This window comes from Colwellia echini (assembly GCF_002843355.2).
GTDB classification, from domain to species: Bacteria; Pseudomonadota; Gammaproteobacteria; order Enterobacterales; family Alteromonadaceae; genus Colwellia; species Colwellia echini.
Genome location: NZ_PJAI02000003.1, coordinates 77,799 through 91,741 on the forward strand (window position 1 = coordinate 77,799; position 13,943 = coordinate 91,741).

Consider the following 13,943-nt stretch of genomic DNA (forward strand, 5'->3'; position numbering starts at 1 on the left):
ACCTGCTGATTAATCTTTTTTTAATGTATTGAATCTAAGGAGCAAGGTAATGAGAAAGTATTCACTTATCGCGTTAGGCGTGTGTATGTCATTTTCTGCAAGCGCAGAACTGTTTATTTCAGAATATGTAGAAGGTGGTAGCTACAATAAAGCCATTGAACTTTACAATCCTAGCAACACCAATGTTGATTTATCTAACTACAAAATAAAGCTTTATCAAAATGGTAATAGCTCAGCAAATTATGTAATTAACCTCTCTGGCAGTATTAATCAATACAGTACTTTTGTTATCGCCCACCAAGATATAGATAGCCGCGCTATTGTTGACTTAAGTACCACAAACTTATTACACAATGGCGATGATGCCATTGAACTAATTTATAACGATCAGGTAATTGATAGTTTTGGTCGTGTCGGCGAAGATCCTGGTAGCCAGTGGGGAAGCGGTGCTATTACTAGCAAAGATCATAGCTTAGTGCGTCTAGCAACTATTAGTACTGGCGACACAAACAGCAACGATGAATTTCAGCCAAGTAATGAATGGCAAGCCTTTGATAAAGACACCTTAACTAATTTAGGTAGCCATACTTTTACAGGTGATGATGGCGCTAATAACGGTGGCGAAGAAGGAGAAGGTGGTGAAGATGGAGAAAGCGGCTCAGGCAATAACAATGACTATACCGCAGCATGTAATACAGAATTTACACCAATTCATGCTATTCAAGGAACCACTAATACAAGCCCTATAGCAGGAGATACCGTTTGGACTGAAGGCGTTGTTACCGCCAACTTCCAACAAAGTGGTTACAACGGTTTTTTCATGCAAAGTGCTGATAACGAAACAGATTTACTAGCTGAAAGTGCTGAAGGTGTTTTTGTTTATCATAACAATACTATGGTTAATGTTGGCGATAGAATTCGAATTAACGCCACGGTAACTGAATACTATGAGCAAACTCAATTAGCTTCTGTTGAGCATCTTACTGTGTGTGAATCAGGGGTAAGCTTACCAACAGCTATCGAAGTTACTTTACCTACAACAACGCTTAATTTAACTGATGGTGTTGATGCGTTAGAACCGTTTGAAGGCATGTTAGTTAATTTCAAACAGCCACTATATGTTACCGACACTTATAATTACGGACGCTACGGTCAATTAGGTTTAGCCAGTGAGCGTTTATTTAACCCAACACAAGTGGTAACACCTGGCGCTGAAGCACAAGCACTTGCTGCGGCCAATAAACAAAAAATGATTATTTTAGATGACGGCGACACCAGCCAAAACCCTGAAATATTACCTTTCCCTGCACCAGAATTAACAGCGTTAAGCACTGTTCGCTCTGGTGATAGCGTAGAAAACCTAACAGCGGTATTAACATACAGCTTTGGGGCATACCAATTATTACCAACTTCAGCAGTACAGTTTACTGCCACTAACCCACGCACAGAAGCGCCAGCTAATAACCAACAAAGTAACTTACGCGTTGCAAGCTTCAATGTATTAAATTATTTCAATGGTGACGGTACTGGCGCAGGTTTCCCTACTGAACGTGGCGCATACACAGCTGAAGAATTTAGCCGTCAACGTGAGAAAATTATACAAGCAATTAGCCAAATTGATGCCGATGTTATTGGTTTAATGGAAATTGAAAATGATGGTTTTGATGAGCAATCTGCCATCACAGATTTGGTGATGGGCTTAAACGCGCTTTATGGTCAAAATGTTTATCAATTTATTAGCCCAACAACACCTACTATTGGTACAGACGCAATTACTGTTGGCATTATTTATCGTGCCGACAAAGTTGTACCACAAGGTGCGGCTAAAGTACTTGATAGTAGTAACTCAACTCTAGATGAACAAGGGAAAATATTGTTTTTAGACAGTAAAAACCGTCCTATGCTAACGCAACAATTTACCTTACTTGCCAATGAACAGTCATTAGTTATTGCAGTGAATCACTTAAAATCAAAAGGTAGTGATTGTAATTCATTAAATGACCCAGACCTAAACGATGGGCAAGGTAACTGTAACCTTACCCGTACTCGTGCGGCTACGGCAATGGGCGACTTTTTAAATACACATTACTCAGAACAAGCTAGCTTAATTATTGGTGATTTAAATGCTTATGCTAAAGAAGATCCAATCACCACCTTAACAACTCAAGGCTACCAAAATATTTTTGCAGCGCTGAATAAAACAGGTGCTTATAGCTATATTTTCAATGGCGAATTAGGGCAACTTGATCACGCCCTTGCCAATGAGCAGTTACTTAACCAAATAGTTGATATCCACTCTTGGTCAATTAATGCTGACGAACCTCGCACTCTTGATTACAGCACTCAATACCAAACAGTCGGTCAACAAGCTAAGTTTTATGCACCAGATGCTTATCGATCTTCAGATCATGATCCAGTGATTATTGATATTAAACTGCAAGGTACAGTTGTTACGCCTGTGTTTGGTGATTTTGATAACGACCAAGATGTTGATACAAACGATATCGCTGTTTTTTATCGTCAAATTGCTAGCCAAGAATTAAGCGACATGAATTTCGATTTTAATAGTGATGGTCAAATATCAAGATTAGATGTTAGAGGTTTAATGCAGCTTTGTAGCAGAAACCGCTGTATCACTGAATAGAAAGTTATAACGAAATAACACAAGAAATTACTCATAACTAACTCAATTATGCCTTTATTCTTCGACTTTGTAATAAAGAATAAAGGCAAAAAATACTAATTTAAAGGATTCAACACATGAAAAAATTAATGACTTTATTCACACTTAATACGGCTAAATCAATAGCGACAGGCGCATTATTATTTTTATCATTCGCTGTTAGTACAACAGCAAATGCAAGTTTAATTACTTTTACGCCAGACAAAGCAAATTATAACGCAGGTGAAAGCGTACTAGTTGATGTTATGGTTAATAACATTAACCCTGAAGCCGCAGAGTTTGGTTTCGACATTATCTTTGATAACAATGCATTGTCTTTTGATGAATTTACTTTCGACAATTCAGTATTAAGCTCAGCTATTTTTACTGATGCAAGTCAGTTTATGTCTGGTTCAATCACAATATTTAGTGCTTGGCTAGACGCAATTGACGTACCGAGTGCTAACTTCAATTTAGGTCAAATACGCTTTTCAGCATTAAGCTCTGAAGCGGTATCATTAACTGTTGCAGACTTGTACCTTGCCGATAATAATTTTAATAGTGTATCTGAGCATGCTACGGTAAACGTTTCGGCTCCAAATAGTGCGTTACTTTTGCTTGCTGGTTTTAGTTTATTTTCATTACGTAAAAAAATAATCAAGTAATTATTAATACCTAACCTCAGTTCGGGATAAAAAACTCTACAACAACCTTAATTATCCCGAGCTCAAATTAAATAGATTACAACCAAGCTCTTACCTTGTTTTTGTAATCAATAATCTCATCTTTAAATAAGATTGTAGCGCAGAAGTTTATAGGTACTCATATTCGATACCTATAATATTGTTATCATGGTAAGTAAATCGACTTTTTTTCACCACAACACAACAATTGATTGCACAAAGGTAACATTACTTAACATTATAACACTCCCCAATGCGTTATCTTTTAATAACTTAACAGCATCTCCGCAATCAATCAGGATTGACTCGATAGGATATATATGAAAAAAAGTATTGCCACATTAGCTATTGCATCCGCGCTTATCACTTTAGTTATAACAGTTAATGCGTACGCTAAAGAAAATTTTACGCCTGTTGATAATAAAGTAATCGAAATACAACGAGCTACGTTAGCCAATAACACACATAAAAATGGTTATGGACCGCAATCACCGCGGGATTTATCAGAGAAAGAAGGTGATAACCCTCGTATTTTTGGCTTAGCACCAGATTATACTGAGATGAATTTATGTAATATTCATATGCATAAGAATGCTGAACATAAAGGCGGAGAGTTTACTAAATACGCAGGTAACGGCGATGGCACTGGCTATCAAACCGGTTTTGCTTATACAGGTACCTTAACATCTAAAGAAATGCAACCAACAAGTAATGCTATTTGTCCTAGTCCTCACGGTGGCTTGAAGCCTGGCGACACTATTGAACTGCATTATGTGCACTCAACAGCACAAGTGCAGCCAGGTAGTACATTAGGCTCTTGTTTAGGTAAATCAACCGTCAATCCACAACTTAGAGTAGAATCTCAAGTGTTTGTGTTAGTTAATGATGACGATGCATTAGATTTTGAAGAGTTAACTGAACACAGCATAGAAGATGATAAATATCAGGCAATTAATCTACTTAACGATACGGGCACACCCATTAAATACACAGGTTCAACAACCGGACCAAGTTACAATGAACAAGGTTCACCATTTCAAGTAACCTGGTCAGTTCGCCCGAAGGTTGCTAAGGTTGATATAGAATCAGTCGGTGAGTGGTGTGAAGATAACGTATACGAAGAAGACCATGCGCACGGGGTAAGAAACTTAGTGGTTAATCCCGACTTGTTATCTGAAATAAAATAACCTAATAAAAGCTAGTCAGTTTAAAATCAATTAAAAATAAAAATGGGAATTATCGTAAGGTAATTCCCATTTTTTAAATTTTATTTCCGATCCTAGTATGTCGAAATATCACTATTACAACCAAGCTCTCACCTTGTTTTTGTAATCAATAAACTCTCCTTTAAATAATGCCGTTAATGCCCTTTCTTCTGGGATTATTTGAAAGCGTTGAATATAGATAATATATAGTCCGATGAACATTAAACTCCACACTGAACCTAAGTAACTCGCCCACGCCAATAAAAAAGCAACAAACCCCACATACATAGGATTGCGAGTATATTGATAAATACCCGAAGTCACCAAAGCACTCGCCTTATTAGGTTTAAGTGGATTAACGGTAGTTTTCGCTAAGCGAAAGGAAATAACGCCAGCTAAATCGAAAAAAATGCCAATACAGAAAAGTACACTAACTAAAGATAATTTTATTATTGAAGATAAAACTATTACTGGTGTAACTAAACTTAACCACCACATACCTGCGGCAATAATAATTCCAACTAATGGTGGTGGTATTTTGTTTTCTAAAAAGGCCATGACTATTATCCTTTAAATGCGATTATTTTCTTTAAAACTTATAGCTTATAGCTTATAGCTTATACCATTAATAATAAATATTAACCTGTCTACTGCCTGCTCAGAAGTTATTCCATAAGTACTTTCCGCTTCGGTAATGGCCGTCACAACCGCTATGCTTTCTACCCCAGTTGTCACCACTTTAGGTGCTCGTTCTAGATTAATTCCGCCAATAGCAACAACGGGGATGGGGGCTATTTTTTCCGATGCTTTAGGACGCAAAGCTAACACTTGTTTTAAGTTATCAAGGCCTTGAATTTGTCCGGTCATATCTTTAGTTTTAGTGGGAAATATTGCACCAATGGCTAAATAAGAGGGCTGTAACTGTTGCGCTAATAAAAACTCATAACAACCGTGAGTGCTAATACCTAAACGAGTCCCTGATGCTTGAATGGCAGCAAGATCGGCCGCTTGTAAATCTTCTTGACCAATATGCACGCCGTAAGCGCCATGTTTAATCGCTAACTCCCAATAATCATTAATGAATAATCGTGTTTTATATGGTTTTGCTAAGTTAACCGCGGTTTTTATAATGTTTTCAAGTTCATCATCACTAACATTTTTGACTCTCAGCTGAATAAGATTAAGCCCTAACGGTAATAAACGTTCTAGCCAATACAGTGAATCAATAACCGGATATAAACCTAATTTTTCGCCATTAAGATCTAGGCTGTTAAAAGCAGGTAAGGCTTTATATTGCTGGCTTAACTCATCAATCACTTGCGGAAAATACTGCGCTTGCGTTGGCCAAGCGGTTTGCTCAAACGCACCATAATATTGATGACCTCGATTTTGGCTAAGCGCCATGCTAGCTGAAAACCCTTGGCTAATATAAGCTTTAGCTAAGGTAAAGGCATCACGCATTAAATAACCTTGGGCTAAAAAAGCCCCTAACGCACTAGCAAAAGTACAACCTCCGCCATGACTAAAACTGCTTGCAAGGCGTTTAGCACTTAACTGATAACTAATAGGCTCTTGGATTTTATCTTGGTTATCTTGCTTGCCTGGCAACGCATTTAATTGATGTAAACAATAATCTATTGCCGAGTGTTTATCTTCGCCATGACCACCTTTAATTATCACTGAGTTAATAGCAAAACGCTGATGTAATGCTTTAGCTAATTGCGCTGCTGTTACTGCTTGGCAAGCCAATTTATCTGCAGAGTATTCATAGCCGTTCAGGCTATGCGCTTCAATAAAATTAGGGGTAATTATGTCGATTTGTTGTAATAATGGCGTTAACTGCGCTAAGGTCAGCGTATTAAAACATCCACCAACACTCGCTTGCCCAACAGTGTCGTAAATACAAAGTAACTCAGGTAATTGTTTTTTATAGTCTTGCAGTAAGGCCGTTAACCATTGCACTTGCTCAATATTAGCCAATAATCCAATTTTGATGACCGACGGAGGTTTGTCAGCCAATAATATTTGTGCTTGTTGCGACAAAACGTCAACGTCTACAGGGTTAATCCAAAGCAGTTGTTGAGAGCTTTGCACGGTATTAGCAGTGATTAACTGACAAACCTCTACACCCAGACTGTGCCCCGTTTTAATATCTGCGGCAATACCAGCACCACCTGAGCAATCACTACCCGAGATAGTCCAAATTATTGGTTTATTGTTTATCGTCTTTATCATTATCTGCGTTAACTTGTTACCGTTAAAAAGAGAAGAACCACCAAAATAAGTAAACTTTTTAATTTACATAATCTAGCGAATAAAGAATTAAATTTCTTGCAGCGATAATGTTAAATTACAAGGAACTTGCACGGAGTTGACGCTAGTCAATGAGTACATGTCACACAGTAATTTAGCTTTAGCGCAATAAGAAATCAATTCTGGTGCCAGAATGGTGTATCAAGTGTCGGCGTTGACGGATGTGCGGTTTGCCTTTGCTCCATAACACCAGCCACATAACCTTGCTCACCCGCTTGTAACGCCTGCGCAAAGGCTTTTGCCATTAAAACTGGGTTATCCGCCAATGCCACGGCACTATTTAATAAAACTCCGTCGTAGCCCATTTCCATCGCTAAACAAGCATCAGATGGTTTGCCAATGCCTGCATCTAAAATCAGCGTTGCATCAGGTAAACGTAAACGAATAGTTTCTAAGTTATATGGGTTCATCAAGCCTTTGCCTGTGCCAATAGGTGATGCCCACGGCATGATCACTTCACAACCTAAATCGTATAAACGGCGGCACAATACTAAATCGTCGGTACAATACGGTAGCACTTTAAAACCATCAGCAATGAGTTGTTCAGTAGCTTGCAGTAATTCAATAGGATCAGGTTGCAGATTATAATCATCACCAATAACTTCAAGCTTTATCCAGTCTGTTTGAAATATTTCTCGACTCATTTTTGCCAGCGTTACCGCTTCTTTCGCTGTTTTACAACCTGCAGTATTCGGCAATAAGAAACCATTAGTCTCTCTGATAATATCTTGAATATAATTCCAGATTTGTTGACCTGCTTGCTCATTCGGGTTTTGTCTTTTTAATGACAAGGTAACCACTTGTGAGCCACTTGCTAAAACTGCTTGTTTCATCACCTGTGGTGATGGATATAATGCGCTACCAATCAGTAAGCGATTGTTTAATTTTTGTCCGTAGATATTTAAAGACATTACCGTTATCCGCCTTGAATGGGTTGTAAAACGTCAAGACTATCGCCGTTTTTAACTAGAATATTGTCGTAATCTGCTTTACCAACAAAATCACCATTAAGTGCCACGGCAAAAGTACTTTGCTGTGGTTTATTAAAATGTAATGTTAAAGCCGAGGTAATATTAATACCTAAAGCTTGGCTTAAGGGATACGCCGTTCCGTTAATATAAATATTCATGCTCTGACTCTTGTTCATTTACTTTAACTGATTGCTCATTGGTATTATTATCGATCATAGTGACAGGTAATAAATTACTATAAGGCAATGATTTTTTGGTGTTATTTATATAGTTATCAATAACAGCAAGTGTTTGTTCAAGTACAACTGGCGCAATTAAAAAGCCATGGCGGAATAAACCATTCACTTGAATAAGCGATTTATCTTGGAAAATTTTCGGTTGGTTATCACTAAATGCAGGTCTACATTGACTAACATGTTGACGAATATTAGCTTCAGCAAAACCTGGATGCACACTATAAGCAGCACTCAGTAATTCCATCGCTGAACGTACCGTCATCGGTGACATATCATCACTTTCAATTTCAGTGGCGCCAACCACATAATAACCATTACCTTTTGGCGCTATATATAACTGATACCTTGGATGCATTAAGCGGATAGGTCTTGAAATATTAACGTCGGGGGCAAATAACTGAAACAACTCACCTCTTACTAAACGTAAGTCGGTTAGTGGCGCACAACCTTTGCTATTGTGTGCCTGACTATTTTTAACACTTGCGCCTGTACCACGACAATCTATAACCAAGTCAAAAACAGCACTATGCTCTATATTATTCTGTAAGTATTTAACCTTACTAAACCTAGAAGATATTTCGATGTCAATAACCCTAGATTCACTTAACCAATGGAGCGAATTTCCTGTTTTATTTGTATTTTTCTCAGCTTCACTTTGAGCTTCAAGCTCAAGCTGTTTGCGCAAAGAAATTAATAATCGACGGTTACCCAACTGCCCTTCTTCAGGCAAAAATAAACCTTGATTAAAACTACGCCCAATTTCAGGCTCAAACTCCATTAAACCCGCACGATTTAAAGTCTGTACAGGGTTATCGGGGTAATTGTTTTTTAAATGCCGAACAAAACGCTGATAGTCACCTTTGTCTTGCTCATGAGCCACCATAATGGCGCCAGTTTGTTGAAAAATAGTATGCTCTTGCAAACTGTCGAGAATATTTGGCCACAAAGCTAATGCTTTAAAACCCATTTCAACAATATTAGGTTCACAATGTAAAGACTCACCTAGCGGCGTTAACAAACCCGCAGCAGCATAAGCAGCACTGTTGTGTGCATCTTTAGTGTCTTTATCAAATAATGTGATGTTAAGTTGTGCCGAATTATCTTTACAACGTTGTTTATTACGCAGTAATGACAAGGCGAGTAAACGCCCGATCAAACCTGCGCCAACAATGGCAATGTTCATCAATTATTAACCTTAAATTAAATTGCATCATTAGTGATAAGTGCATGGGTTATCGCTGTCTAATTCAGTGCGTAACTCTTTAAGTCATACACTGCGTAAATCACAACGTAAATCGTTGATTAATTAGTTGCGTAAATCACAACGTAACTAGCTGAGTAATTACCTAAGTAACGAGTCAACCTGTATGCGTCATCCCCGAAATGTCTGATCGGGGATCCAGTGCACTAATTTTCTGAGTTAGCTCAATAATTTACTCAAAAGCTAACTCAAAAAAACTAATTCAAAAAATTACCTCACAGAATTAATCAGCTAGTTGGTATATTTCACTACCTGTTGCTTTAAATTCAGCTGACTTTTCCTGCATCGCTTTTTCAATAGCTTCATCAGAAGTTATTGTGATTTCTTCATCAAGCAATTGAATTTTAATTGCATTTTTATCAAGGTCTGCCGCGTAATCACGTACTTCTTGAGAAATTTTCATTGAACAGAATTTAGGGCCACACATTGAACAAAAATGCGCTACTTTGCCTGACTCTTGCGGAAGCGTTTCATCGTGATACGCTTTGGCTCTTTCAGGGTCTAAACCAATGTTAAATTGATCGTACCAACGGAACTCAAAACGCGCTTTTGACATGGCATTATCACGAATTTGTGCGCCTGGGTGACCTTTCGCCAAATCGCCCGCATGCGCAGCAATTTTGTAAGTCATTAAACCTTCTTTAACATCTTCTTTGTTTGGTAAACCTAAATGCTCTTTTGGCGTTACGTAACAAAGCATGGCACAACCGTACCAACCAATATTAGCGGCCCCGATACCTGAAGTGATGTGATCATAACCTGGTGCAATATCAGTAGTTAATGGACCTAAGGTGTAGAAAGGTGCTTCACCACAATGCTCAAGTTGTTCGTCCATGTTTTCTTTAATCATGTGCAGTGGTACGTGACCTGGGCCTTCAATAATGGTTTGAACATCATGTTTCCACGCAATTTTAGTTAACTCACCTAAGGTGTGTAACTCAGAAAACTGTGCTTCATCGTTCGCGTCAGCAACAGAGCCTGGACGTAAACCATCACCTAATGAGAATGACACATCGTATTGTTTTAAAATTTCACAAATGTCTTCAAAGTGAGTGTAAAGGAAGTTTTCTTTATGATGCGCTAAACACCATTTCGCCATTATAGAGCCACCGCGCGATACAATACCAGTTACCCGTTTTGCCGTCATAGGAACGTAGCGAAGTAAAACACCAGCATGAATAGTGAAGTAATCAACGCCTTGCTCAGCTTGTTCAATTAAGGTATCGCGGAAAATTTCCCACGTTAAATCTTCAGCAACACCGTTAACTTTTTCAAGCGCTTGGTAAATTGGCACAGTACCAATTGGTACAGGTGAATTACGCATGATCCACTCACGGGTTTCATGAATATTACGACCGGTAGATAAATCCATTACCGTATCTGCGCCCCACTTAGTTGACCAAACAAGTTTTTCAACTTCTTCTTCAATTGATGATGTTACAGCTGAGTTACCAATATTAGCGTTAACTTTGATTAAAAAGTTACGACCAATGATCATTGGCTCACACTCTGGATGATTGATATTTACTGGGATAATTGCGCGACCGCGGGCAACTTCATCACGTACAAACTCAGAAGTGATTTGCTCAGGGATACTCGCACCAAAAGACTGACCTTTATGCTGCTGTAGTAAAATTTCATCTTTTACTTCTTCACGTCTTAGGTTTTCACGAATGGCAATATATTCCATTTCTGGCGTGATGATACCTTGGCGTGCGTAATGCATTTGCGTAACGTTTTTGCCTTTTTTAGCAATGCGTTTTGTCGGTAAATGTTCGAAACGTATTTCATCAACGTTTTCATCATCAAGACGCTCTTGGGCAAATTTCGAATGGGTTGTAGTAAAGGTTTCTACATCACCACGCGCATCAATCCAAGTTTCACGTAAACGTGGAATGCCTTTATGTACATCAATGTCTACGTTTTCATCGGTATAAAAACCTGACGTGTCGTAAACACAAAGAGGTTCATTTTTCTCGTAAACGGGATTGTCTTTACTGCCACTAACTAAGGTGTCGGATAAAGTAATTTCACGCATACCTACTTTGATATCGTGAATTTTACCTTGAACATAGATTTTTTTAGAGTTTGGGAAAGATTGGTCTGAAACATTTTTTAAAAATGCTGCTGCCGCTTCACGCTTTTCACGTCTGGTTTGTGGTTTTTTCGCTGTTGGCTCTGCTATATTTTTTGCAGCGTTAACAATATTATCGTCTACTGGGTTAGTCATGGGTCGCACCTTGTTTTTGTTTTTCTTAGGCTTTTCTCAATATGAGATTTTTAAAGCCAAGAATAAAATAAAAATAGGCGGAGTTTTCTTTAACACGCACAAATGAATGTGTGATTAAAGAGAGGCAAAAAGAGTTTGTTGGAAATTAAGCGCATTGGCTTAGTCATTCTCTCTTGTTTCCTACGCAGATATTAATCTGATCAGGTTTTACGGATCCCGCTTTCGCGATCTCAGCCTTTGGCACTCCGACAAGTGTGTGATAATTACAGTTTTACAAAACAGTAACAAATCACGTATGGATTCTAACGCGGGAAATATATGGATAGCAAGTGTTAAATAATTTAACGCTTAATTTTACGAACTACTTAACTAATTATTTTTTTAGTTGATTAACACCCCAAAAACCATCATCTTTTGCAGTTACTATCCAACCTTTTTTAGCTAGTGACTGGCGGATAAAACGATTGAGAACACCATGAGCAAAAAGCACAATGTTACCGTGTTTTTCAGCCAACAAAATTAACTGATCTGTAGCTTTGTCTGCGCGAAACCTAGCCTCTTTAAAAGATTCAAATGGTCCTTTAACACCAAATAGCCACAGTATTCTTGAAAGGTAAACCCAGTTCCAAGCTTTTAATTTAAAAGGTAATTTATAACGAGGTATTTCCATTTCACGATAGAGCTTATCGGTAATGCTAGGTGATTTATCAAGGTAAATTTGCGCCGAATGCACTGCACGGTTAAGGTCACTCGCGACACAATAAAATGACTTATATTGCGCGTTAATGGATTTAGGCCGACTATTTTCAGCAACCATAGAAGCGTTATATCGCTTTATCCATTGAGTATAATCAGCGGCATTAAGGACAGGGTTAATAGCTGATTCTGGTTTACCATGTCTTATTAAAACAATTTCCATAAAATTATTAAGCAACTCCTACCGCTAATAAGTAATAAAGTACAAAGTTCTCGCTGCGATGAAATTCGTTCCAAATTCAATGAATTTTAACCCTGAAAGATCAACACTTCCCTAATCCAACCTTGTTTAATTTTTATTGTAGGTAACTCAAAATGGGCTAAGTTAATTTATGTTGCAACACATTATCCCAATTGTGTTTTTATTCATAGCTCAAACTTAAAGCTTGCCTTTACAATTCTCCTGTATATACTACCAGTACACTGTCTAAATTTACAGGCTAAAACATGATAGATCCTAACGCAGAATTACGCCCGCTGACCACTCGACAGCAACAAATTTATGATCTCATTAAAGAGAATATTCAAGAAACAGGCATGCCACCAACGCGTGCAGAAATTGCTAAATTTTTTGGTTTTAAATCAGCTAATGCGGCTGAAGAGCATTTAAAGGCTTTAGCTAAAAAAGGTTATATTGAAATGCTTGCGGGTACATCTCGCGGTATTCGTTTAATGGAAGAATTAGACGAAGAAGAGGCAGGTATACCACTTATTGGTAGAGTTGCTGCTGGTGAGCCTATTTTAGCGCAAGAGCATGTTGAAGAGCATTACAAGATGGACGGTAATTTATTCCATCCAGTTGCCAATTATTTATTACGTGTGCACGGCGAAAGTATGAAAGATATTGGTATTATGGATGGTGATTTACTAGCAGTACATCAAACAACCGATGTCCGTAATGGTCAAGTAGTTGTCGCTCGCGTTGAAGAAGACGTTACCGTTAAACGCTATAAACGTGAAGGTAATATTGTTTATTTACACGCTGAAAATGAAGCATTTGATCCTATTAAAGTCGATTTAGCTAATCAAGCTTTTAATATTGAAGGTATTGCGGTAGGAATTATTCGTAGTGGTCAATGGATGTAATTTATCGCCCGTACTCATCAATAACCAACCTGAGCTGAACTGAACTGAACTGATAATACATAGTTATAGCTCTTATTCTAAAGGTCATAAATGATTTTCTTCGTTTATGACCTTTTTGTATCTGTATTTTACCTTTCATCTATTTCTCATTACTTTAACCTGAGTTCGGGATAATGAAATTGTAAAGTATAACAATATCAACTATTTGTATTCACGTATCTACAATAGTTTTAATTATTCGTAGTACAAGGCGGGAAAACGAAGCCAATAACTGGTTATTGGGAGCTTTCGTAACGCAGTAATACGAATAATTAAGGCTGTTGTAGCATTTTGCTTATCCCGAACTCAGGTTACTTTAGTCTTTTAATTCCTTACCTTTAAAATTTACAAATCGTTAACAGATAAAGCTCTTATGTTATTTAGAGTTATTACTCCATTGAATTAATTGGCTTTTTCTTAATTCATTAGCTATAAAAACAATTGACCTCAGTCAAATTTTAGCGTAATTCTATTCATTGTTACGCATAAAAAACGAACAAT

11 protein-coding genes and 1 riboswitch are annotated in these 13,943 nt (G+C 37.8%); of the genes, 4 read left to right on the forward strand and 7 right to left on the reverse strand.

The features are described from left to right. Positions 1–49 precede the first annotated feature (49 nt). The 3 genes from CWS31_RS04250 (at position 50) to CWS31_RS04260 (ending at position 4,532) form a co-directional block, all read left to right on the forward strand. On the forward strand, positions 50–2,644 hold the full coding sequence (locus tag CWS31_RS04250) for an ExeM/NucH family extracellular endonuclease (protein WP_101344639.1): 2,595 nt from the start codon (positions 50–52) through the stop codon (positions 2,642–2,644). 116 nt (positions 2,645–2,760) lie between these two features. Next, a complete protein-coding gene (locus CWS31_RS04255) occupies positions 2,761–3,327 on the forward strand; it encodes a cohesin domain-containing protein (protein ID WP_101344640.1) in 567 nt (188 codons plus the stop codon). Between the two features lie 338 nt (positions 3,328–3,665). Then, positions 3,666–4,532: a delta-class carbonic anhydrase gene (locus CWS31_RS04260; protein ID WP_101344641.1), complete on the forward strand. Its 867-nt coding sequence runs from the start codon at positions 3,666–3,668 to the stop codon at positions 4,530–4,532. Positions 4,533–4,646: 114 nt separating this feature from the next. Here the strand turns inward: CWS31_RS04260 and CWS31_RS04265 are convergent, their stop codons facing one another. The 7 genes from CWS31_RS04265 to CWS31_RS04295 all read right to left on the reverse strand — a co-directional run bounded on the left by CWS31_RS04265 (position 4,647) and on the right by CWS31_RS04295 (position 12,480). Then, entirely contained in the window at positions 4,647–5,108 is a 462-nt protein-coding gene (locus CWS31_RS04265) for a methyltransferase family protein (protein ID WP_101344642.1), read from the reverse strand. Positions 5,109–5,153: 45 nt separating this feature from the next. Continuing rightward, the gene (gene thiE, locus CWS31_RS04270; protein ID WP_101344643.1) at positions 5,154–6,785 is read right to left on the reverse strand and encodes a thiamine phosphate synthase; all 1,632 of its coding nucleotides are present in this window, start codon (positions 6,783–6,785) and stop codon (positions 5,154–5,156) included. 194 nt (positions 6,786–6,979) lie between these two features. After that, positions 6,980–7,774 (reverse strand): thiazole synthase, encoded by a 795-nt coding sequence (locus tag CWS31_RS04275; protein WP_101344644.1) that lies wholly within the window; start codon positions 7,772–7,774, stop codon positions 6,980–6,982. A 5-nt stretch (positions 7,775–7,779) separates the two neighbouring features. After that, the gene (gene thiS, locus CWS31_RS04280; RefSeq protein ID WP_101344645.1) at positions 7,780–7,992 is read right to left on the reverse strand and encodes a sulfur carrier protein ThiS; all 213 of its coding nucleotides are present in this window, start codon (positions 7,990–7,992) and stop codon (positions 7,780–7,782) included. Continuing rightward, positions 7,976–9,253 (reverse strand): FAD-dependent oxidoreductase, encoded by a 1,278-nt coding sequence (locus tag CWS31_RS04285; protein WP_101344646.1) that lies wholly within the window; start codon positions 9,251–9,253, stop codon positions 7,976–7,978. Before CWS31_RS04285 ends, thiS begins: the two co-directional genes overlap by 17 nt. 301 nt (positions 9,254–9,554) lie before the next feature. Continuing rightward, the gene (gene thiC / locus CWS31_RS04290) at positions 9,555–11,561 is read right to left on the reverse strand and encodes a phosphomethylpyrimidine synthase ThiC (RefSeq protein ID WP_101344647.1); all 2,007 of its coding nucleotides are present in this window, start codon (positions 11,559–11,561) and stop codon (positions 9,555–9,557) included. 160 nt (positions 11,562–11,721) lie between these two features. Continuing rightward, positions 11,722–11,819: riboswitch (TPP riboswitch) on the reverse strand. 115 nt (positions 11,820–11,934) lie between these two features. Then, positions 11,935–12,480 (reverse strand): histidine phosphatase family protein, encoded by a 546-nt coding sequence (locus tag CWS31_RS04295; protein ID WP_101344648.1) that lies wholly within the window; start codon positions 12,478–12,480, stop codon positions 11,935–11,937. Between the two features lie 284 nt (positions 12,481–12,764). Between CWS31_RS04295 and lexA the strand changes: the two genes are divergently transcribed. Beyond that, entirely contained in the window at positions 12,765–13,403 is a 639-nt protein-coding gene (gene lexA / locus CWS31_RS04300; RefSeq protein WP_101344649.1) for a transcriptional repressor LexA, read from the forward strand. Positions 13,404–13,943 lie beyond the last annotated feature (540 nt).